We start from the raw sequence: 19,694 nt of genomic DNA on the forward strand, positions 1-19,694 counted from the left end.
TATCTGCTCGACCAACACTGAACGGGCACGAGGGCTATGCTCGCCGCCAAATGCCGCCACGCACCGACCTCTTCTCCTTCCCGCGCAGGGCGATGGCCGTTCTCGGGGCACTGTGGCTCGGCGCTGTGCCAGCGCTGGCGCTCGCCGCGCCAGACTGCCTCGACACCGCCACACGGATCCCGCCGCCCTCGCGCGCGCTCGCCATGGCCACCTTCGCCATGCAGGAGCACGAGGCCTTCGGCGGCCAGGCGATGGATGCCGAAGGCCGCATGACCGAGGCCGGCGACTCCGAAGCGGAGGACACGCGCCGCACCGTGCCTGCTCTTGCGCCCTGGCAGCGGGTGCTGGGCTACTGGAAGGCAGTCGATCCGCGCCTGCCCTCGCAGGTGCGCTTCGGCGCCCTGCGCCCGGCCGACCGCCATCTGCTGATGCAGGCGCTGAACGAGGCGACGGCCGGGCGCCTTCAGGGCATGGGCGTAGGCCCCGACGAGGGGCTGGATTCAGCGGAGCTGCGCGCCGTGCAGGCCGCGTTGGCAAGGGTCGCGGTGATCGACACGCCCTGGTCGGCAGCCTTCATCAGCTGGCTGGCGCGTCAGGCAGGGCTCACGGACGAGGAATTCGTGTTCTCCGAAGCGCATGCCGACTACGCGGGAGCCGCGTGGCAGGCCGGCATCGATGAAGCTTCGGGCCGCGGTACGCGCCATGCGCTACGGGCCTGCGACCTCAGGCGCACGCCGCCGCGCGTCGGAGACCTGGTCTGCCAGGCGCGTGGAACCGGCGCCGGGCTGGACACCTTCGACAAGATCGGTGAAGTGCTGGCCGCGCGGGACACCGGCGGCGAGTTGCTGCCCATGCATTGCGACGTGGTGGTGGCGGTGGATGCCACAGGCTTCGACACCGTGGGCGGCAACGTGCTGCAGTCGGTCACGCGGCGCCGGCTCGATTTCGCGCCGGGCACGCGCCGGCTGGACCCGAGCTACCTGCCCGAAGGGTGCGTACCGGGCACGGTGGGCGTGCCCGGGTGCATCGACCGCCACATGAGCCGGCAGCCCTGGTCGCTGCTGCTGCAGTGGCGCTGAAGAGGCCGGCGGCGGTTACTTGTAGTACGCCTCGACGGTGCCCTTGAGCTTGATCAGCAGCGGCTTGCCCTTGCGGTCGAGGGTCTTGCCGGCGGGCACCTTGATCCAGCCTTCGCTGATGCAGTATTCCTCGACGTCGAGGCGGTCCTTGCCGTTGAAGCGGATGCCGATGTCGTGCTCGAAGGCGGCCGCCACGTGGTGCGGGCTGCGCGGGTCGATGGAAAGATGGTCGGGAAGAGGTGGGCGGGAGGTGGCTTCTGTCATGGCGCGTGATGATAGGGGCTTCCGGATCGGGCTCCCTTTTTGGCGCCTACCGGCGCTTGCGGGTCCGTCGGGCCGGCGGCTTGGGGCCGAAGCCCAGCGCGGCGCGTGCCAGCGCGTCGGCCTCGCCGTTGCGATGGCGCGGAATCCATTGCAGGCGCACATCGTCGAAGCTGCCGAGCAGCACGCGGGCCTCGTCGAACAGGGCGGCCAGCCGGACGATGGGCGCCACCGGCTCCGGGCCTGCCGCGCCGAGTTGCTCGACCAGGATGCTGTTGTCGCTGTAGGCCCGCACAGCGGTGGCGCCGCGCTCGCGCAGGTCACGCAGCGCGAGGGTCAGCGCCAGCAACTCGGCTTCGTTGTTGCAGCCCGTGGTGTGCGTGGCCTGCGACAGCGTGTGGCGGCTGCCGTCGGGCGCGGTGATGACTGCGCCGATGCCCATGCGGCCCGGATTGGGCATGGCGCTGCCGTCGCAATAGATGGTCCACGGCAGGTTGCCGCAACCCTGTTCTTCTCCCACGCTCATCCGGACTTCAGCAGTTGCTGCGCTTGATGCCCGCGAGGTTCTGGCACGGCCGCTGGCCCGGCGGCGGACCGGAGTCGTGCGCATGCGGCGGCCGCGGCCTGCGGATGGGACGCACGCCGTCGTAGTAAGGGTCGGGGCTCAGGATCACCACGCCCGGTGGCTCGGCCGCGGCCTGCGGCTGGCTCTCGGCCGGGTAGCGCGGAATGATGGCCGGGCCCGGGGGCGGATTGCTGGCCACCTGGCTCGGCGGCACGACCGGCGGCACCGACGAGGTCTGCGGCGGCGTGTAGTCGCGGCGTGCCGGGTCGGGCGGCGGCGATTCGAGGATGGGCACCTGCCGCGACTGCTTGCTGCCCGGCGGGCAAGCGACATTGGTGTACGAGATGGCTCCGCTGGCATCGGTGCAGCGCACCACCTCGGCCGCATGCGCGCCGAGCGCCGCAGCGGAGATCGCGAGGAAGGCAGCCAGTGCGCGCATCGATGTGTTTCCGGCAGGGTTCTTCGGTCAGGTCAGGTACCGGGAACGGCTCCCGATGGCGCCCACTTTAGCCGTTGCGTGCCGGTTGCGCACCTGCGGCATGATCGCGGGATGGACATTCCCCGACCGCATCCCCTCGTCATCGTCAAACTGGGAAGTACTTTCGAAGCCCTGCGCGCGCGGCAGGGCGGCGACTTCGAACACTGGATCGCCGACGGGCTCGGCGCGCACGCGCTGCCCCTGCTGGCGATCGATCCGCGACGCGGCGACGCCCTGCCCGACCCGGCCGGGGTTTCGGGCGTGGTGGTGACCGGCTCTCATGCGATGGTGTCGCACCGCGAGCCCTGGAGCGAGGCCACGGCCGCGTGGCTCGCGAAGCTGGTCGCGCACGATACGCCCGTGCTGGGCATCTGCTACGGCCACCAGCTGCTGGCGCACGCGCTGGGCGGCGAGGCCGGCGATCATCCGCAGGGGGCGGAAGTCGGCACGGTGACAGTCACGCTCGGCGAGGCCGCCGCCACCGATCCGCTGCTGCAGGGCCTGCCCGCGCAGTTCCCGGCACATGCGGTGCACTGGCAGAGCGCGCTGCGCCTGCCCGAAGGCGCGGTGCTGCTGGCCGGCAACGAGCACGAGCCGGTGCACGCCTTCCGCGCGGGCAGGAACGCCTGGGGCGTGCAGTTTCATCCGGAGTTCGACGCGGACGCCATGCGCGGCTACATCGAGATGCTGGCCGGCGAGCTGGCCTCGATGGGCGCCGATGCGGCCGCGATGCGCGAGCGCGTGGTCGACACCGGCGCGGCCGCCAGCCTGCTCGGGCGCTTCGCGCGGATCGTCGAGGCGCACCAAGGCGCCTGAGCGCCCATCCCATCCCATCCCATCCCACCCCACCCACCCATCCCACCCGGCCTGTCCGACGGCGGCTTTCGCGCGTCGGACCGCGACTACAGGCTACGCTCGCCGCTTCGGTTAAGGTGCGGTCAATCGGCCGCCCGCCGGTTCCTTTTTCTTCCCCTTCATGAACACCCCCTCCCCTGTGCCGGCCCGCAAGCATTTCTCGATGATCCGGGAGTTCCACCTCGCCGACGTGTTCACGCTCGGCAACGCGGCGTGCGGCGTGGGGGCGGTCTTCCTGGCGATGGCCTTCATGGCGAGCCATTCGCTCGCGCAGTTCCTGTGGGCCGCCGCGCTCGCGCCCACGGCCTTCGTGTTCGACGTGCTCGACGGCCGCATCGCGCGCTGGCGGCAGACACAGTCGGCCCTCGGGCGCGAACTCGACTCGCTGGCCGATGTGATCTCCTTCGGCGTGGCGCCCGCCGCACTCGGCTTCGCGGCCGGGCTGAACGGCGGCTGGGACTGCGCGATCCTGGTCTATTTCGTCTGCTGCGGCGTGAGCCGGCTCGCGCGCTTCAACGTGACGGCCGAGGCGCTCTCGGCCGGCTCCGACAAGGTGAAGTATTTCGAGGGAACGCCCATCCCGACCAGCGTGGTGCTGGTGGGCGTGCTGGCGTACGCCGCGTGGCAGGGCCGCATCGGCGCCGACGTGTGGGGCGGCGCCTGGGTCTTGGGGCCCTGGCAGCTGCATCCGCTGGCGCTGCTGTTCGCGCTCTCGGGCACGCTCATGATCAGCAAGACGCTGCGCATCCCGAAGTTCTGACCCATCGCCGATCAAGGCCACAGGAGACACGCCCATGACCATGAAGCTGTATTTCGACCCGCACAGCCGAGCCCAGGTCGCGAAATGGATGCTCGACGAAGCCGGCGTCGACTACGAGATCGTGCCCACCCTCATCAGGGAGAAGGCGCACAAGACGCCCGAGTTCCTGAAGATCAACCCGGCGGGCAAGCTGCCCGCGCTGGTCGACGGCCGCACGCGCATCTTCGAGAACGCGGCCATCTGCATGTACGTGGCGGAGAAGTTTCCCGGCAAGCGGCTAGCGCCGCCCGTGGGTTCGCCCGAGCGTGGCCGCTACCTGTCGCTGATGGTCTATTCGACCTCGCAGCTCGAGCCCGCGATGGGCGACGCCATCATGAAGATCCGCAGCAACAACAGCGCGCGCGGCTGGACCAATTTCGAGGCTGCCAAGGACGCGGTCGAACGCGAACTTGGCGACGGCCCCTACCTCTTCGGGGCGCAGTTCACGGCCGCCGACGTGATGATCGGTTCGATGTTCATCTGGCACCGCGCATTCGGCGGCCGCTCGAACCGGCCGAAGATCGATGCGTACATCCACCGGCTGCAGGCCCGCCCCAAGGGCATGAAGTTCGGCTGAACGCGGCGCGGCGTGCCGCGCTGGTGACAACGCGCGGCGAAGGCACGCTCTTTAATCGGCTTGCTTGTTCCCCTCCAAGAAAGAAGAGAGACGCCCGCATGACATCCAAGAACGCCACGCCCTCCCGGTTTCCGCTCGCGGCCCTTTCGCTGGGCCTTGCCGCCCTGCTCGCCGCCTGTGCCAGCGCGCCGCCGCCCGGCGGGCGAAGCGTGACCATCGAGCGCACCACCTTCGGCATCGCGCACATCACGGCGCCGGACTACGAGGGCCTGGCGTACGGCAGCGCCTATGCGCATGCGCAGGACAACGTGTGCCAGACGGCCGAGCACCTGCTCACGCTGCGCGGCGAGCGCTCGCAGTTCCTCGGCGCGCAGAACACCGGCGAGTTGGGCCTGGGCCGCGCGCCGAACGCGCAGATCGACCTGTTCATCCGCTATCACATGGACGACGCGGCGCTGGCACGCGCGGGCGCCACCGCCAGCCCCGAAGTGCAGGCCGCGCTGCGCGGCTACGTGGCCGGCTACAACCGCTACCTACAGGACGTGGGGCCGAATGGCTTGCCCGAAACCTGCCGCGGCAAGCCCTGGGTGAGGCCGATGACCGCCTCCGACCTGTCGCGCGCCACCGAGATGTCGATGATCCAGGGCGGCCTGGGCGCGCTGGCCGGCGCCGTGCTGGCCGCCGTGCCGCCCGCGCCCGGCGCGAAGACCGGCGCCGCGCCCGTCGAACTGAAGGAAGCCGTCGCCGAGATCGGCCGCCACAGCTTCAACGCCAACCCCGAGGGCGGCGAGCTCGGCTCCAACGGCTGGGCTTTCGGTCGCAACGCCACGCCGGACGGCCGGGGCCTGCTGCTGGGCAACCCCCACTTCCCGTGGAACGGCACCAACCGCTTCTGGGAAATGCACCTGACCATTCCCGGCAAGCTCGACGTGATGGGCGCCACCGGCGGGCTGAGCCCCGTGGTGGCGATCGGCTTCAACAAGGACGTGGCCTGGACCCACACCGTCTCGACCGGCAAGCGCTTCACCCTGTACGAGTTGAAGCTCGACCCCGCCGACCCGACCGTGTACCTGGTCGACGGCCAGCCGCGGAAGATGCTCGCGCGCACCGTGACGCTGCCGGCCGCGGCAACGGGGGGCAACGCGCCTGCGGTGCAGCACACCTTCTATTCGACCGAGTGGGGCCCGGTGATCTCGCTGCCGCGCGCCGGCCTCGGCTGGACCGCGCAGAGGGCGTATGCCATCCGCGACGCCAACACGCTCAACGTGCGTTCCGCCGAGGCCTGGATGAAGATGGCGCAGGCCCGCAACGTGGCCGAACTGCGTGCCGCCATGGGCAACCAGGGCATGCCATGGATCAACACCATCGCGGCGGACCGTGACGGCAACGCGATGTATGCCGATCTTTCGGTGGTGCCCGACGTGTCGGCCGACATGCTGAAGAGCTGCGCGCCCTCGCCCGCCGCCGCGGCGCTGCTGAACGCGGCCGGGCTGGCGGTGCTCGACGGCTCGCGCGCCGCCTGCGCATGGAATCGCGACAGCACGGCCGCCTCGCCCGGCATCATCGCGCCGGCGCGCATGCCGGTGCTCGTCACGCCGGACTACGTGCAGAACAGCAACGACAGCTTCTGGCTCAGCAACCCCGACATCGCGCCGATGGCGGGCATTTCGCCGCTGGTGGGCCCCGTCGGCGTGCCGCAGCGGCTGCGCACGCGCAGCGGCATCATGGAAATCCGCGGCCGGCTGGCGGGCACCGACGGCCTGCCCGGCAACCGCATGGGCGCGGCCGAGCTGCGCAGCGTGATCTTCCGCGACCGCAACCTCGCCGGCATGCTGGTGATGGACGACCTGCAAGCCGCCTGCCGCGCCGCCGGCGGCTCGCTCGGCACCGACCAGGCGCTGGGCTGCCGCGTGCTCTCGGCCTGGGACCGCACCAGCAATGCCGACTCGAAGGGCGCGCCGCTCTTTCGCGAGTTCTGGCGCAAGGCCAAGGACATTCCGAAGGTCTGGCGCGTGCCCTTCGACCCCGCGCAGCCGGTGGCGACGCCGGCGGGGCTCGACATGGCCACGCCGGCCACGCGCGAGGCCGTGTTCAAGGCGCTGGGCGACGCGGTCGGCATCCTGCGCACCGCCGGCTTCGCGGCCGACGTGCCGCTGGGCGTGCCGCAGTCGCGCCTGGTGCGCGGCCAGAAGATCGCGCTGCACGGCGGCGACGAGTTCGAGGGCGTGCTCAACAAGCTGGAGTCGCAGGGCCAGTCGCTGATCGACCCCAAGGGCTACAACATCAACTACGGCAGCAGCTACATGCAGGTCGTGAGCTTCGACGCCAACGGCCCCGTCGCCCAGGGCCTGCTGACCTACGGCCAGAGCAGCGACCCCGCATCGCCGCGCGCCTACGACCAACTGCCGCTGTTCGCCGCCAAGCAGTGGCACCCGCTGCCCTTCCATCGCGCCGACGTGCAGGCGCAGCGGGTGGGCGCGCCGCTGCAGCTCGCGTACTGATCGACAACGCTTCCTCTCATCCATGTCATTGCAGACCGCTCCCACCCACACCAGGCCCAGCGGGCTCGACCAGCTGGTCCGCATCGCGGCGGACCAGCCGCTCTCGCCCGACTGCGACCATTTCTACTTCCTGCGCCACGGGCAGACCGGCCGCAACGCGCTGCGCATCTTCCAGGCCGTGGACGAGCCGCTGAGCGAACTCGGCCTGCAGCAGGCCGCGCGCGCCGCCACGCTGCTGGCGGGCGAGCCGATCCGCACCGTGGTTTGCAGCGACGCGCGGCGCGCGAACGACACCGCCTACGCAGTGGCCACGGCGCTGAAGCTCGTGCCCGCCGCGCAGGCCACGCTGCGCGAGCGCAACTTCGGCGCGCTCATCGGCACCTCGTCCGCCAACATCGACTGGGCCTGCGAGCCCGAGGGCGGCGAGACGCTCTCGCAGTTCGTCTCGCGCACGCGAGAGGCCATCGACACCGCCCTGCGGCTGCCCGCACCGGTGCTGGTGGTCGCGCACGGCGGAACGCTCTACGCACTGGCCGCCCTGCTGGGCGTGCCGGTCGACCTCGGCCTGCTCGGCAACGCCCAGCCCTTGCGTTTCGAGCGCCGCGGCCCCACATGGGCCGTGACGCCGCTGCTGCGGCACGCCGACGGCGACGCGGCCCTGGCCTAGCTGCCGGGGACATTCCCCACCTCGATGCCGTCCACCCAACGAAGCACCACGCACCATGGAATTCAAGGACTACTACAGCGCACTGGGCATCGACCGTACCGCGTCCGACGACGAGGTGCGCAAGGCCTACCGCAAGCTCGCCCGCAAGTACCACCCCGACGTCAGCACCGAGGCCGATGCCGAGCAGCGCATGCGCGACATCAACGAGGCCAAGGACGTGCTGGGCGACAAGGAAAAGCGCGCCGCCTATGACGCGCTGGCCGACCGCGTCGCGCGCGGCGGCAGCCCCGAGGGCGACTTCCGCCCGCCGCCGGGCTGGGACGAAGGTTTCGAGTTCCATCGCGGCCCGCGCCAGGGCCCGGCCGACCATGCCGACTTCAGCGACTTCTTCTCGTCGCTCTTCGGCGAGGCCGAGCGCCGCGGCGCCGCGCGGCAGAACTTCCGCGCGCGCGGCGAAGACCACCATGCGGCCATCGAGATCACGCTGGAAGACGCGCTCAGCGGCGCCGAACGCGAGATCACGCTGCGCGCGCAGACCATCGACGCGCAGGGCCATCCGCAGTGGACCAATCGCACGCTGAGCGTGAAGATTCCCCCAGGCGTGCATCCGGGCCAGTTCATCCGCCTTGCCGGCCAGGGCATGCCCGGCCACGGCGGCGAGCCCGCGGGCGACCTGTACCTCGAAGTGCGCATCGCGCCGCACAAGCTCTACCGCGTGGAAGAGCGCGACCTGTACATGACGCTGCCCGTCACGCCCACCGAGGCCGCGCTGGGCGCACAGGTGCAGGTGCCGACGCCGACCGGCGGCGTGGTCGAGGTGACCGTGCCGCGCAACGCGCGCAGCGGCCTGAAGCTGCGCCTGAAGGGCCGCGGGCTCGCGGGCAAGACGCCGGGCGACCTGTACCTTCTGCTCGACATCGCGCTGCCGCCCGCTGACGGCGACGAGGCCCGCAAGGCCTACGAGCAGCTGGCGCAGGCCACCTCTTCCTTCCACCCACGCCAGCATCTGGGAGTCTGAGCATGGTGAATTTCACCCTCACGAGCACCACCGCCATCAGCGCCTCGCAGCCGCTCGCCGCGAGCGAACTGGCGCACGCCGTCGGCGCGGATACCGCCTGGGTCGTGCAGCTGGTCGAAGTCGGCATCCTGCGCATCGAAACCGCCGAGGCGCCGCCAGAGCGCTGGGAGTTCTCGAGCACCGACCTGCAATGCGCGCTCGAGGCACGCAGGCTGGAGCGCGACTTCGGCGTGAATCTCGACGCAGCGGCGCTGATCCTCGACCTGCAGCACGAGGTGCGAAGGCTCAAGGCGGCGCTGCACGCGCACGGCCTCCGATAGGAGGCCGTGGGCGAGCGCATCGCCCCTCCTATCCTCAGGGGAAAGCGGCCCGCCCCTTGACCTTGACACCATGCGAAGCCGAAGACTGCGGGCCTTCTCAACAGGAAGGAGCCCGCATGAACCCTCGCACCCTTGGCACGCCCGAGCCGGCACCGGCAACGACGCAGTCCGGCCGCCGATTCGGAATGGAAGAGGCCATGGCCCGCGCCGGCGTCTCCGAGCGGCTGCTGCGCCAGTGCGAAGCCCGCGGCCTCATTCAGGGCACCGTCGGCTGCGGATTCACCCGCGAGCACGTCGACGTGCTGCGCTTCGTGCGCAGGGCGCACGCGCTGGGCTTCGGCATGAGCGACATCGCAAGGCTGCTCGCGCTCAGGCAGGACGAGCACCGCATGAGCGCCGAGGTGAAACTCATCGCGCTGACGCGCACCGAGGAACTCGAATCGCAGATCGAGGAACTGCAGGCCACGAAGCGCGTGCTGGAGCGCCTCGCCGGCCTGTGCCTGGGCAATCATCAGCCCGCCTGTCCCATCCTCGATGAACTGCTGGAGCTCAGGGGCTTCGCCTCCCAGCCGGTTGGCGCTACTGCATCTGCTTCAGATTGCCGATGCGCACCAGCATCTCGGTGAACATCTGCAGGTCGGCGTCGAGGTCGGGCACTTCCTTGTACTCCTTGGCGTTGTGCGCCGTGTACTTCTTGCCGGGCATCGCGGGGCCGAAGTTGATGGCGTTGGGCATCAGCTTCGCGGTGGTGCTGCCGGCCGTGGGCACGGGCCTGGCCTCGAGGCCAGTGGTGTCGCCATAGATGTTCAGCAGCGTGGACAGCCATGCGCCCTTCGGGTCTCGCGCCATCCAGTTGCCTTGCTCGTAGGCGACTTCGAGCTTCACGCTGTTCGCGTTGGCCCACGCATCGATCTTCTGCGTGACTTGCGCCTTGAGTTCTTCGGGCGTACGGCCGCGAGGCATGCGCGCATTGACCGTGACTTCAAGCCTGCCATCGCTGCCCATGCGCACGAGGTTGGGCGAGAAGGTTAGAGGCCCCATGAAGTCGTCGGCATAGCCCAGGCCCATCTTCTCGCCGAGGTAGCCGGTGCCGTAGAGCGCGTCGATGTACTTCACGGCTTTCAGGTAGTGATTGGGCGCGAGCGGCACGCCGGATTCCTGCAGGAAGAGCGCGAGGCGAGGCAGCGGGTTCACGCCCTCCTCGGGCCGCGAGCCATGGGCGGAAACGCCCGTCACCTTCAGCTCGATGCCGTCGGCGCCGCGCGCGATGTCGATGGAGAACTTGCCGCCCTGCCCTTCGTACTTCTGCAGGAAGGCCGGCTTCGCGGCCTCGAGCTTCGCGAGCGCGGCGGCCTGGTCGCCGCCCTTGAGCACGGCCGTCGCCGTCTGCGAGATCGCGTTGGCCGATGCGGCGGCGCTCATGGCTGTGATCGCCGTCGATGCGCCATCGGCAGTTTCCGCCGGGAAAAACACCTTCAGCGCGCCCGAGCCCTTCTCGGCCACCACCGCCGGGTATTTGCTGTCGAGCACGATGTTGTAGGCCGGCAGCTGCGTCTTGGTGCGGTAGTACTGCATCGCGTCGCCGCCGGTTTCCTCGGTGGTCTCGATCATCAGGCGGATGCTGCGCTCGATGGGCAGGCCGCTTTCCTTCACCGTCTTCATCGCATAGAGCACCGCCGCGATGGAGCCCTTGTCGTCGATGGTGCCCCGGCCGTAGAGGAAGTCGCCCACGCGCGTCATCTTGAACGGATCGAGCCGCGTGCCGTCGTCTAGCACCCATTCGGACAGCACCGCCGGCACCACGTCGGAGTGAGTGAGGATGCCGAACTCTTCGGAGCCCGTGCCCTTGAGGCTGACTTCGAAGATGCGGTTGTCGACGTTGCGGTAGGCCAGGCCGAAATCGCCCGCCATCTTCTGCACGAGCTGGCCGAACTCGATGATCGGCGCACTTTCGTGGGGCGGAACCTGCACGTTGCGCACCGTCGGGATCGCCACCATGGTGCCGATGCTCGCGATCACGGCCTGCTGGTTGTTCAGGCGGTTGTAGAGGCCGAGCAGGCGCGCGATGTTGACGAGGTCGTCGCCGGCCAGCGGCGCCTTCTTGCGGTAGGCGGCCCCTCCCGGCTTGAGTTCCGGGTTGGTCTTCTCGGCCTGCGCCAGGAACGCGTTGAAGTCGGCGGACGGCTTGCCAGCCTGCCAGGCGGCGGCGAGCTGATCGAGCTGGGGCTTCCTGATCGTTTCCGCATGCGCCAGAGAGCCGAGCGCGAGCGCAAGGCCCAGCGAAAGCGCCGACAATGAAAATCGAGATTGCTGCATCAGGGTCTCCCCCTCATTCTGAAAACATCCCGCGACGATAGCCGAGCGAAGAATCGAAAGAACAATGAGCAACAGCACCGACAAGATCCGCTGCGCCTGGGCCCAGACCGACCCGCTGCTGATGGCCTATCACGACGCCGAATGGGGCGTGCCCGAGCGAGACAGCCGCGCGCTGTGGGAAAAGCTCATGCTCGACGGCTTCCAGGCCGGACTCTCGTGGCTCACCATCCTGCGAAAGCGCGATGCCTTCCGCAAGGCCTTCAAAGGCTTCGTCCCCGAGAAGATCGTCAAATTCACCGAGGCCGACGTCGAGCGGCTGCTGCAGGATCCGGGCATCGTGCGCTCTCGCTCGAAGATCGAGGCCACCATCGGCAACGCGCGCGCCTACCTCGCGATGCAGGCCAAGGGCGAGGACTTCTCGGAATTCATCTGGGGCATGGCGGGCGGCAAGCCCGTCGTGAACCGCACGGGCAGCGTGCCGGTGAAGACGCCGCTGTCCGAAGACATCTCGGCTGCGCTGAAGAAGCGCGGCTTCAAGTTCGTGGGGCCGGTGATCGTCTATGCGTGGATGCAGGCCACGGGCATCGTGGACGACCATGCGCACGATTGCCACCGGCACGGGACGAAGCACGGACGCGGCAAGGCCCAATGAAAAAACCGGACGCTGCCTTCGCAGGTCCGGTTTCTCCTGATGTGTGACTTGTGATTCGATGAAGCGGCTTGCGCCGCTTTCGAATTACAGGCCGGCTTGGCGCGTGAAGGTCAGGCCCTTGGCTTGCGCGGGGATCACGCTGCCGGCGAAGGTTTCGGGACGCAGGTTCTGGCCCGGAGCGTGTGCGGCGGCGACGGCCTGGCTACGGACGGCGGCGCGGTCCACCGAAGCGGTCAGAGCGGGCGTTGCGGTCGAAGCGGCGCCTTCGCTGTCGTTGTAGGCGTTGCCGGCACGGGCGGCTGCCACGGCCTGGGGCGCCACATCGGCGCGGCTGTAGCCGGAAGTCAGGGGCTGGACGCCTTCGTAGGTTTCTGCGTGGGCGCCAGCGGCGGCGAGCAGGGTCAGAGCGGCGGCGGCGAGGATGTTCGAGGTCTTCATTTCAATTCCTTCTTCATTGGGCTTTTCGGTGCCGCAAGTGTGCACCAGGATTACTAGGGCAAACCCTATGAAGAATGAACCGCAGTGTTCACGAAATTGAAACAATAGCCAGGAACTTTCTGACAACGCTAATCCAAGTGCTCCTTGCGCCGTCAAGAACGTGGGCAGTTTGCATACTTTGTCTCTAGACCGTCAAGCGGAACCTGGCAGCCTGGCTCGGCCTTTCAGCAAAAGGTGCTAGGGCAGCCTCGCCCCTCACCGCGCCTTTCAACAAGCTCCTGCAGGTTGCATGCCAACCGGTGCGCCTGTTCCGGAGCGCTTCGCCCGCTCAGTCCTCCTTCATGCCGGTCGCCTTGACCACGCTGCCGAGCCGCGCACGCTCCTCGTCGACGAACTTGGCAAAGCTCGCGCGGGTGCCACCGACGGGCTCGATGCCCATGTCCTTCAGGCGCTTCGCGATCTCGGGCGACTTCATTGCGGCGTCGACTGCCGCGGCCATCTTGTCCATGATCGCGTCGGGCGTGCCGCGCGGCGCGTGCACGCCGGCCCAGTGCGCGATGCGGATCTCGGGGAAGCCCTCCTCCGCCGCAGTCGGCAGCTCAGGGTAGGCCGAGATGCGTTGCGTCCACGTGCCCGCCAGCGCCTTGAGCTTGCCGCTCTTCACGTAGGGCAGCACCACGATGCTGGCCTCGGAAGTCGCCTCGACCTGGCTGCCGAGCACCGCGGTGATCGACTCCGAGCCGCTCTTGTAGGGCACCACGTCGAGCTTGCCGCCGTATTTCGTCTGCAGGATGCCCTCGACGAAATGCGGCGTGCTGCCCGTGCCGGCGGTGGCCCAGTGGAAGCCGTTGCCCGACTTCTTCGACGCGGCGACGAATTCCTTCAGGTCCTTGTACGGCGCATCGGCCGGCACCACCACCACCGAAGGCGCCAGCCCGATCATGGCCACCGGCACCAGCGCCTCGTCCTTGTACGGCATGCTCTTCTTGATCATGCTGTTCGACACCACGCCGGCCGCGCTCACCAGGAAGGTGTAGCCGTCGGGCGCGCTCTTGGCGACCACGTCGGCGCCGAGGACCGCGCCCGCGCCGGGCTTGTTGTCGACGATCACCGGTTGCCCCAGTTGCTTCGACGCGCCTTCGGCCGCCGCGCGTGCCATCAGGTCGTTGGCGCCGCCTGCGGAAAAGGGAACGACCAGCCTGATCGGCTTGGTTGGCCAGGCCTGCGCGGCGGCGCCTTGGGCGAGGACGGACACGGCCAGCCCGACGGCGAGCGATGCGATGCGGTTGGAAAGCATGGGAAGTCTCCTGCGTGTTGTGAGTCGTTGTCAGGTACAGCGCCCATTGCACGCTCCTGGGTCGGCTTTGACCTCGGTATTTCTCCCAGAGGCCTGCCGATCAGGAACGCGGCCAGGCGCGGATCAGCGTGCGCAGCGCCACGCCGCCGCTGCCCTTGACCTCGGCGCGATAGGTGCCCACCAGCGCCTCGCGCTCGGCGGCGGCCTGCGGATCGTTGCGCCATGCGAGCAGCGCGGCCACGTCGGTATCGGGCAGCGCGGCGAGCAGCGCCTGCGTCACCTGCCTCTCGAATTCGCGCGCCACGAGCATCAGGTTGCGCGGGCGGGTCGAGGTCACGCCGCGCGACCAGAGCGTGTCGAGGGCCATGTCGAGCGTGCGGTCGGGCAGCGAGCTGAACTGGCCGCCATTGCCCCGCGCGAGTTGCTTGACGACGGCGCTCATCAGCAACTGGCTGGAGAAGTCGATCTCGCGCACCTCGGCCACCGCCATGCGCTCCAGCAGTTCCGCGCGCGCGGGGTCCACGGGCTTGGCGCGCTCGCGGTTGAAGAACTCCGCCTTGCCGGCATCGCTCATCGCCGCGTAGTCGGTGCGCAGCTTCACGAAGCGCGACACGGCGGCGAGCAATTGCGGGTTGGGTGCCGCACCACCGTTACCGGCCGATGCAACTTCCTGCTGGATGGCAGACACCGAGGCCTTCGTGTCGAAGGCGCGCGTCGCCGCCGTGTCCAGCGCCTTGAGTGCCTTGTCGGCGATGGCCTGGTCGTCGGGGTCCAGCAGCTCTCTCGCACCACGCGAGACGGCGCCAGGCCCGTAGGAGGCCTGGTAGCGCTGCTGCACGCCTTCGAACTGCAGCAGCGCTTCCGCACGGCTCTGCGCCCAGCCCATCAAGGGGGTCGGGAGCAAGAGAAGCAACAGGGAGAAACGGAAGAGGAAGAGACGGTTCGGGGAAAGCATGGCGCCATTATTGGCACGCCGGCATTTCCCTCCCGCTGCCCCGGTCCGCCCCCGTCCGCCCCGGTCTCTTCCGTGCTTCAGGCCTGCGCCAGCTCCCTGCGCAGCTGCTTCGCAGCCGCCACCATGTTCGAAAGCGCCGCCTCCGTCTCGGGCCAGCCGCGAGTCTTGAGGCCGCAGTCGGGGTTGATCCACAGGTTGGCGGGCGGCACCACGTCGGCCGCCTTGCGCATCAGCCGCACGATTTCTTCGACCGAAGGCACGCGCGGCGAGTGGATGTCGTAAACGCCCGGGCCGATCTCGTTGGGGTAGCGGAAACCGCCCGCGTTGTGCTCGCCCCCGAAGCCGCGCAGCAGCTCCATGTCGGAACGGCTCGTCTCGATGGTGATCACGTCGGCGTCCATGGCCGCGATCTCCGGCAGGATGTCGTTGAACTCCGAATAGCACATGTGCGTGTGGATCTGCGTCTCGTCGCGCACGCCCGAGGCGCTGATGCGGAAAGCGCGCGTGGCCGACTTCAGATAAGCCGGCCAGCCGGCGCGGCGCAGCGGCAGGCCTTCGCGAATGGCCGGCTCGTCGATCTGGATGATGCCGATGCCCGCACTCTCCAGATCGACCACCTCGTCACGGATCGCCCAGGCGATCTGCTCGCAGGTGGTGGCGCGCGGCTGGTCGTCGCGCACGAAGGACCACTGCAGGATGGTGACGGGGCCGGTCAGCATGCCCTTCATTGGCAGCTTCGTGAGGCCTTGCGCGTAGGCGGTCCATTCGACCGTCATAGGCGCGGGGCGCGCCACGTCGCCGAAGATCACCGGCGGCTTGACGCAGCGCGAGCCGTACGACTGCACCCAGCCGTTGGCGGTGAAGGCGAAGCCGTCGAGCTGCTCGCCGAAGTACTCGACCATGTCGTTGCGCTCGGCCTCCCCATGCACCAGCACGTCGATGCCCAGCTCCTCCTGCTTGCGCACGGCAAGCGCGATCTCGACGCGCATCTTCTCGCGGTAGCCCGGCGCATCGAGCTCGCCGCGCTTGAAGGCGGCGCGGGCGGCGCGGATGTCGGCGGTCTGCGGGAAGGAGCCGATGGTGGTGGTCGGCAGCGCGGGCAGCGCGAAACGCGTGCGCTGCACCAGCTGGCGCATTCCGAACGACGAGACGCGGCAGTCGTCGCCCGCCACGCTGCGCGCAAGGCGCAGGGCCACATCTGCACGATGCACGCGTGGGCTGGTGCGGCGAGCTTCCACCGCGGCGCGGGCCGCCGCGAGTTCTGACGCGACCGAGGCCTCGTCGCCATCGACGGCCGCGCGCAGCACGCGCAGCTCGTCGAGCTTCTCGACGGCGAAGGCGAGCCACGATTTCAGTTCCGCATCGAGCTTCGTTTCCGCCGCAAGGCTGAAGGGCACATGCAGCAGCGAGCACGAAGGCGCGATCCACAGCTCCCCTTGGTGCTTCTCCGCCACCGGCCTGAGCCTGGCAAGCGCCGCATCGACGTCGGTGCGCCAGATGTTGCGCCCGTCCACCACGCCAACCGACAGCACCTTGTGCGCCGGCAGCCAGTCGGCCACGCCCGTGAGTTCCTGCGGGGAGCGCACCGCGTCGACGTGCAGGCCGGCCACCGGCAGCTGGCAGGCCAGGCGCAGGTTGTCCGACAGCGGCGAGAAATACGTGGCCAGCAGCAGCTTCGGCGCGCTGCGGGCGAGTTGCCAGTAGGCGCGCTCGAAGGCGTTGCGCCATGCATCGGGCAGGTCGAGGCCGAGGATGGGCTCGTCGATCTGCACCCACTCCACGCCCTGCTGCTTCAGCCGCGTGAGCACCTGCTCGTACACCGGCAGCAGCGCATCGAGCAGCGAGAAGCGGTCGAAGCCGGCCGCCTTCTCCTTGCCGAGGTACAGGAAGCTCAGCGGCCCCAGCAGCACGGCCTTGACCGCGTGGCCGGCCTGCTGCGCCTGCGCCACCTCGTCGAAGAGGCGCGTCGAGGCCAGCCTGAACTGCGTGCGCGCATCGAACTCGGGCACGAGGTAGTGGTAGTTGGTGTCGAACCACTTGGTCATCTCCAGCGCGAAGGTGCCTTCGCCGCCGTGCGCGCAGCCTTCGCCGTGCGCGTGGGCCGTTTCGCTCTCCACGCCGCGCGCCATCTTGAAGTAGCGCGAAAGTTCGGGCTCGTCGCCATGGAAGCCGAAGCGCGCCGGCTCGCAGCCGAGCAACTGGATGTGGTTGGCCACATGGTCGTAGTAAGCGAAATCGCCCACCGTCACGAAGTCGAGCCCTGCATCGCGCTGGGCCTGCCAGTGGCGGGCGCGCAGTTGCTCGCCGACCGCTTCGAGCGCGGAACGGTCGATCTCGCCGCGCCAGTGCTTCTCGAGGGCGAACTTGAGTTCCCGGTGCGCGCCCATGCGCGGAAAGCCGAGGGTGTGGGTACGGGTGGTCATTTGAAGGTAATCCGGTCGCTGATCTTGGGAATCCGGGATGGTCGGCGTTTGCGGCATATGATTCAAACGAAACCTTTTGCCCATTCGATTGAATATTTTTCATGCAGCCCGCCATGCAGCAATCGATCCTTGAAATACGCCACCTGCGCACGCTCATCGCGCTGCGCGACACCGGCAGCCTCGTGCGCGCCGCGCAGCTGCTCAACCTCACGCAATCGGCGCTGTCGCACCAGATCAAGCTGCTGGAAGACCGCTACGGCGCGCAGCTGTTCGAGCGCAAGTCGGTGCCGCCGCAGTTCAGCACCACCGGCCTGCGGCTGCTTCAGCTGGCCGACACCGCGCTGCCGCTCATCGAGGAAGCCGAGCGCGACGTGGCCCGGCTTGCGCTCGGGCGCAGCGGCCAGCTGCGCATCGTGGTCGAGTGCCACACCTGCTTCGACTGGCTCATGCCAGCCATGGACGCCTTTCGCCAGCGCTGGCCCGAGATCGAACTCGACATCGTCTCGGGCTTCCACCCCGACCCGATCGCGCTGGTGATGCAGAACCGCGCCGAGGTGGCCATCGTGTCCGAGCAGGACCCCGGCGAAACCGTGGACTACCACGCGCTGTTCCGCTTCGAGATCGTGGCACTGCTGGCCAACGAACACCCGCTCGTTGCCAAGGCCTACCTCACGGCGCGGCACTTCGCCGACCAGACGCTCATCACCTACCCCGTGCCCGACGAGATGCTCGACATCGTGCGGCAGGTGCTCGGCCCCGCCGGGGTGGAGGCCGCGCACCGGCGCACCACCGAACTCACGGTCGCGATGCTGCAGCTGGTGGCCAGCGGGCGCGGCGTGGCGACGCTGCCGCTGTGGGCGGTGCAGAACTACCTGGACCGCGGCTATGTCACCGCGCGCCGCGTGGGCAGCAAGGGGCTGACCGGCCGGCTCTACATGGCGTGCACACAGGGCACCTCGGCACAGCCCTGGCTCGCCGACTTCGTGCGCATCACGCGCGAGAGCTGCTTCAAGAGCCTGCCGGGCATCGAGCTGCTGTAGCTGGCGCGCGCCAGAATCTGCCGTACACCGAACAGAGGAAAAAAAAGGAAGACCGCATGGCTCTGAAGAAGAAAGGCCGCTACTGGTACGGCGACGGCCCCGAAGACACGCAAGCCGAGATCCAGCGCTACAGCAAGGCCAACAAGTACCCTGCCACCCGCTTCGCCGCATCGGCATGCATCTGCGGCCATCGCGTGTTCGGTCTGGAAAGCGACGAGGAGACCGGCGCGGCACGCCGCACCTGCACGGCCTGCGGCAACGTGCACCTGATGGGCGACGCCGCCGAATACGCGGACGAAGCCGAGTTCGAAGGCCACGAATGCGTCTGCGGCGAGGAAAGCTTCGAGTTGCTGTCGGGCGTTGCGCTCTACGCCGAGAGCAACGACGTGCGCTGGTACTACCTCGGCTGTCGCTGCACCAGCTGCAGCCTCGTCGGCGTCTTCGCCGACTGGAAGTGCGAAGGCGGCGACGCCGACGTTTTTCTCGCCGCGGTCTGAGTACCGCCGTCGCGCATCGCCTCGGCAAGCCACGAACGGAAGGCCGCCACCTTCGGCCGGTCGCGGCTGGCCGGCGGATACACGAGGTGGTAAGCAAAGCCGTCGAGCAGCGCGGCCTTGAAGAGACGCACCAGCCTGCCCTCGGCCACGTCGCTCGCCACCAGTGCAGCCGGCAGCAAGGCGACGCCCTGCCCGGTCTGCACAGCCCCCAGCAAAAGGCCGGCATCGTCGAAGGACGGTCCGCGCACCGAGCCCGTATCGGCCACGCCCTGCGCCGCGAACCACAGGCGCCAGCCCTTGCGCTGCGCGTCGTTCACGCGCGGCCAGCGCAGCAGATCGGCTGGCTTCGCGGGCTTGCCCAGCTCGGCCACCAGCGAAGGCGCAGCAACGGGAACAACCTCGACGGTCAGCACGCATTGGCTGACGAGCCCCGGGTACTGGCCCGTGCCGTGGCGAATGGCGACATCCACGCCGTCGCGCGAGAAATCGGCCAGCGCGTTGCTCGCCTGCACCTGCAGGTCGATGTCGGGATGTGCCTTCTGGAATGACTTGAGCCTCGGCACCAGCCACGCCGAGGCGAAGAACGGCGTGGTGCTCACGGCGAGCAGGCCGCTTTCGGCGGGCACGGCCAGCCTCTGCGTCGCATCGCTGATCTGCCTGAAAGCACTGCGCACCGGCGGCAGGTAGGCCTGGCCCGCGTCGGTCAGAAAGATGCCCCGGTTGACGCGGCGGAACAGCTGCACGCCCAGGTGCAGCTCCAGCGCCTTGACGAGCTGGCTCACGGCGCCCGGCGTCACGCAGAGCTCGTCGGCCGCGTTCTTCACCGACAGATGGCGCGCGGTGGCCTCGAAGGCGCGCAGTGCGTTGAGCGGTGGGAGCTGGTGTTCCATCGTTTAGCCAGACTGATTCGAAAGAGGCAGAAATTCTGGTTTGTGCCGCAGACAGCAAAGAGGGAA

20 protein-coding genes and 1 pseudogene are annotated in these 19,694 nt (G+C 68.9%); 12 read left to right on the forward strand and 9 right to left on the reverse strand.

Going from position 1 to position 19,694, the window contains the following annotated elements; translation table 11 throughout:
- Positions 1 to 50: 50 nt before the first annotated feature.
- Entirely contained in the window at positions 51 to 1,079 is a 1,029-nt protein-coding gene (locus ABL843_RS18805; RefSeq protein ID WP_418116847.1) for a DUF2272 domain-containing protein, read from the forward strand.
- A 15-nt stretch (positions 1,080 to 1,094) separates the two neighbouring features.
- Here ABL843_RS18805 and ABL843_RS18810 read toward each other — a convergent pair whose 3' ends face one another.
- Genes ABL843_RS18810 through ABL843_RS18820 form a run of 3 tightly spaced genes read right to left on the reverse strand, consistent with a single transcriptional unit; the run spans position 1,095 to position 2,344 of the window.
- The gene (locus ABL843_RS18810; protein WP_126021985.1) at positions 1,095 to 1,343 is read right to left on the reverse strand and encodes a DUF3297 family protein; all 249 of its coding nucleotides are present in this window, start codon (positions 1,341 to 1,343) and stop codon (positions 1,095 to 1,097) included.
- 46 nt (positions 1,344 to 1,389) lie between these two features.
- Positions 1,390 to 1,866, reverse strand: a complete 477-nt coding sequence (locus ABL843_RS18815) for a ribonuclease HI family protein (protein ID WP_369661806.1) — start codon at positions 1,864 to 1,866, stop codon at positions 1,390 to 1,392.
- Positions 1,867 to 1,873: 7 nt separating this feature from the next.
- Positions 1,874 to 2,344, reverse strand: a complete 471-nt coding sequence (locus tag ABL843_RS18820) for a hypothetical protein (protein WP_418116848.1) — start codon at positions 2,342 to 2,344, stop codon at positions 1,874 to 1,876.
- A gap of 111 nt (positions 2,345 to 2,455) precedes the next feature.
- Here ABL843_RS18820 and ABL843_RS18825 point away from each other — a divergent pair, with 111 nt between their 5' ends.
- The 8 genes from ABL843_RS18825 (at position 2,456) to ABL843_RS18860 (ending at position 9,746) form a co-directional block, all read left to right on the forward strand.
- Positions 2,456 to 3,199, forward strand: a complete 744-nt coding sequence (locus ABL843_RS18825; protein WP_418116849.1) for a glutamine amidotransferase — start codon at positions 2,456 to 2,458, stop codon at positions 3,197 to 3,199.
- Between the two features lie 160 nt (positions 3,200 to 3,359).
- Positions 3,360 to 3,998, forward strand: coding sequence for a CDP-alcohol phosphatidyltransferase family protein (locus ABL843_RS18830; protein WP_418116850.1), 639 nt, complete (start codon positions 3,360 to 3,362; stop codon positions 3,996 to 3,998).
- Between the two features lie 34 nt (positions 3,999 to 4,032).
- Positions 4,033 to 4,614, forward strand: a complete 582-nt coding sequence (locus tag ABL843_RS18835; RefSeq protein WP_126021980.1) for a glutathione S-transferase family protein — start codon at positions 4,033 to 4,035, stop codon at positions 4,612 to 4,614.
- A gap of 98 nt (positions 4,615 to 4,712) precedes the next feature.
- Complete coding sequence (locus tag ABL843_RS18840) at positions 4,713 to 7,115, forward strand: acylase (RefSeq protein ID WP_418116852.1); 2,403 nt, start codon at positions 4,713 to 4,715, stop codon at positions 7,113 to 7,115.
- A gap of 22 nt (positions 7,116 to 7,137) precedes the next feature.
- A complete protein-coding gene (locus ABL843_RS18845) occupies positions 7,138 to 7,782 on the forward strand; it encodes a histidine phosphatase family protein (RefSeq protein WP_418116853.1) in 645 nt (214 codons plus the stop codon).
- Between the two features lie 55 nt (positions 7,783 to 7,837).
- Entirely contained in the window at positions 7,838 to 8,800 is a 963-nt protein-coding gene (locus ABL843_RS18850; protein ID WP_418116854.1) for a DnaJ C-terminal domain-containing protein, read from the forward strand.
- 2 nt (positions 8,801 to 8,802) lie between these two features.
- Entirely contained in the window at positions 8,803 to 9,120 is a 318-nt protein-coding gene (locus ABL843_RS18855; RefSeq protein WP_126021976.1) for a chaperone modulator CbpM, read from the forward strand.
- A 116-nt stretch (positions 9,121 to 9,236) separates the two neighbouring features.
- Positions 9,237 to 9,746 carry a MerR family DNA-binding protein gene (locus ABL843_RS18860; protein ID WP_418116855.1) on the forward strand — a complete coding sequence of 170 codons (510 nt, stop codon included), beginning with the start codon at positions 9,237 to 9,239 and terminating at the stop codon, positions 9,744 to 9,746.
- Here the strand turns inward: ABL843_RS18860 and ABL843_RS18865 are convergent.
- On the reverse strand, positions 9,700 to 11,436 hold the full coding sequence (locus ABL843_RS18865) for a dipeptidase (RefSeq protein ID WP_418116856.1): 1,737 nt from the start codon (positions 11,434 to 11,436) through the stop codon (positions 9,700 to 9,702). The two genes, ABL843_RS18860 and ABL843_RS18865, sit on opposite strands and share 47 nt — an antisense overlap.
- Before the next feature lie 64 nt (positions 11,437 to 11,500).
- Between ABL843_RS18865 and ABL843_RS18870 the strand changes: the two genes are divergently transcribed.
- Positions 11,501 to 12,088, forward strand: a complete 588-nt coding sequence (locus ABL843_RS18870; RefSeq protein ID WP_418116857.1) for a DNA-3-methyladenine glycosylase I — start codon at positions 11,501 to 11,503, stop codon at positions 12,086 to 12,088.
- 84 nt (positions 12,089 to 12,172) lie between these two features.
- Here the strand turns inward: ABL843_RS18870 and ABL843_RS18875 are convergent, their stop codons facing one another.
- The 4 genes and pseudogenes from ABL843_RS18875 to metE all read right to left on the reverse strand — a co-directional run.
- The gene (locus ABL843_RS18875; RefSeq protein ID WP_184636997.1) at positions 12,173 to 12,526 is read right to left on the reverse strand and encodes an alpha/beta hydrolase; all 354 of its coding nucleotides are present in this window, start codon (positions 12,524 to 12,526) and stop codon (positions 12,173 to 12,175) included.
- A 328-nt stretch (positions 12,527 to 12,854) separates the two neighbouring features.
- Complete coding sequence (locus tag ABL843_RS18880) at positions 12,855 to 13,823, reverse strand: Bug family tripartite tricarboxylate transporter substrate binding protein (RefSeq protein WP_418116858.1); 969 nt, start codon at positions 13,821 to 13,823, stop codon at positions 12,855 to 12,857.
- A gap of 100 nt (positions 13,824 to 13,923) precedes the next feature.
- The gene (locus ABL843_RS18885; protein WP_369661796.1) at positions 13,924 to 14,727 is read right to left on the reverse strand and encodes a hypothetical protein; all 804 of its coding nucleotides are present in this window, start codon (positions 14,725 to 14,727) and stop codon (positions 13,924 to 13,926) included.
- A gap of 131 nt (positions 14,728 to 14,858) precedes the next feature.
- A pseudogene (gene metE, locus ABL843_RS18890) lies at positions 14,859 to 17,201 on the reverse strand (5-methyltetrahydropteroyltriglutamate--homocysteine S-methyltransferase); the annotation flags it as partial.
- A 113-nt stretch (positions 17,202 to 17,314) separates the two neighbouring features.
- Here metE and ABL843_RS18895 point away from each other — a divergent pair.
- Entirely contained in the window at positions 17,315 to 18,241 is a 927-nt protein-coding gene (locus tag ABL843_RS18895; protein ID WP_418116859.1) for a LysR family transcriptional regulator, read from the forward strand.
- Between the two features lie 56 nt (positions 18,242 to 18,297).
- The gene (locus ABL843_RS18900; RefSeq protein ID WP_418116860.1) at positions 18,298 to 18,738 is read left to right on the forward strand and encodes a hypothetical protein; all 441 of its coding nucleotides are present in this window, start codon (positions 18,298 to 18,300) and stop codon (positions 18,736 to 18,738) included.
- Here the strand turns inward: ABL843_RS18900 and gcvA are convergent.
- Positions 18,639 to 19,628: a transcriptional regulator GcvA gene (gcvA, locus tag ABL843_RS18905; RefSeq protein ID WP_418116861.1), complete on the reverse strand. Its 990-nt coding sequence runs from the start codon at positions 19,626 to 19,628 to the stop codon at positions 18,639 to 18,641. The two genes, ABL843_RS18900 and gcvA, sit on opposite strands and share 100 nt — an antisense overlap.
- Positions 19,629 to 19,694 lie beyond the last annotated feature (66 nt).

Source organism: Variovorax sp. 350MFTsu5.1 (genome assembly GCF_048302515.1).
Lineage (GTDB): Bacteria > Pseudomonadota > Gammaproteobacteria > Burkholderiales > Burkholderiaceae_C > Variovorax > Variovorax guangxiensis.

Excerpts from the sequence above, each read along its gene's own strand:
- ABL843_RS18860 (WP_418116855.1), top strand. The coding sequence starts at position 9,237 with ATGAACCCTCGCACCCTTGGCACGCCCGAGCCGGCACCGGCAACGACG.
- ABL843_RS18830 (WP_418116850.1), top strand. The coding sequence starts at position 3,360 with ATGAACACCCCCTCCCCTGTGCCGGCCCGCAAGCATTTCTCGATGATC.
- ABL843_RS18805 (WP_418116847.1), top strand. The coding sequence starts at position 51 with ATGCCGCCACGCACCGACCTCTTCTCCTTCCCGCGCAGGGCGATGGCC.
- ABL843_RS18820 (WP_418116848.1), bottom strand. The coding sequence starts at position 2,344 with ATGCGCGCACTGGCTGCCTTCCTCGCGATCTCCGCTGCGGCGCTCGGC.
- ABL843_RS18865 (WP_418116856.1), bottom strand. The coding sequence starts at position 11,436 with ATGCAGCAATCTCGATTTTCATTGTCGGCGCTTTCGCTGGGCCTTGCG.
- ABL843_RS18840 (WP_418116852.1), top strand. The coding sequence starts at position 4,713 with ATGACATCCAAGAACGCCACGCCCTCCCGGTTTCCGCTCGCGGCCCTT.
- ABL843_RS18850 (WP_418116854.1), top strand. The coding sequence starts at position 7,838 with ATGGAATTCAAGGACTACTACAGCGCACTGGGCATCGACCGTACCGCG.
- ABL843_RS18900 (WP_418116860.1), top strand. The coding sequence starts at position 18,298 with ATGGCTCTGAAGAAGAAAGGCCGCTACTGGTACGGCGACGGCCCCGAA.
- ABL843_RS18835 (WP_126021980.1), top strand. The coding sequence starts at position 4,033 with ATGACCATGAAGCTGTATTTCGACCCGCACAGCCGAGCCCAGGTCGCG.
- ABL843_RS18815 (WP_369661806.1), bottom strand. The coding sequence starts at position 1,866 with ATGAGCGTGGGAGAAGAACAGGGTTGCGGCAACCTGCCGTGGACCATC.
- ABL843_RS18855 (WP_126021976.1), top strand. The coding sequence starts at position 8,803 with ATGGTGAATTTCACCCTCACGAGCACCACCGCCATCAGCGCCTCGCAG.
- gcvA (WP_418116861.1), bottom strand. The coding sequence starts at position 19,628 with ATGGAACACCAGCTCCCACCGCTCAACGCACTGCGCGCCTTCGAGGCC.
- ABL843_RS18875 (WP_184636997.1), bottom strand. The coding sequence starts at position 12,526 with ATGAAGACCTCGAACATCCTCGCCGCCGCCGCTCTGACCCTGCTCGCC.
- ABL843_RS18825 (WP_418116849.1), top strand. The coding sequence starts at position 2,456 with ATGGACATTCCCCGACCGCATCCCCTCGTCATCGTCAAACTGGGAAGT.
- ABL843_RS18880 (WP_418116858.1), bottom strand. The coding sequence starts at position 13,823 with ATGCTTTCCAACCGCATCGCATCGCTCGCCGTCGGGCTGGCCGTGTCC.
- ABL843_RS18895 (WP_418116859.1), top strand. The coding sequence starts at position 17,315 with ATGCAGCAATCGATCCTTGAAATACGCCACCTGCGCACGCTCATCGCG.
- ABL843_RS18810 (WP_126021985.1), bottom strand. The coding sequence starts at position 1,343 with ATGACAGAAGCCACCTCCCGCCCACCTCTTCCCGACCATCTTTCCATC.
- ABL843_RS18845 (WP_418116853.1), top strand. The coding sequence starts at position 7,138 with ATGTCATTGCAGACCGCTCCCACCCACACCAGGCCCAGCGGGCTCGAC.
- ABL843_RS18870 (WP_418116857.1), top strand. The coding sequence starts at position 11,501 with ATGAGCAACAGCACCGACAAGATCCGCTGCGCCTGGGCCCAGACCGAC.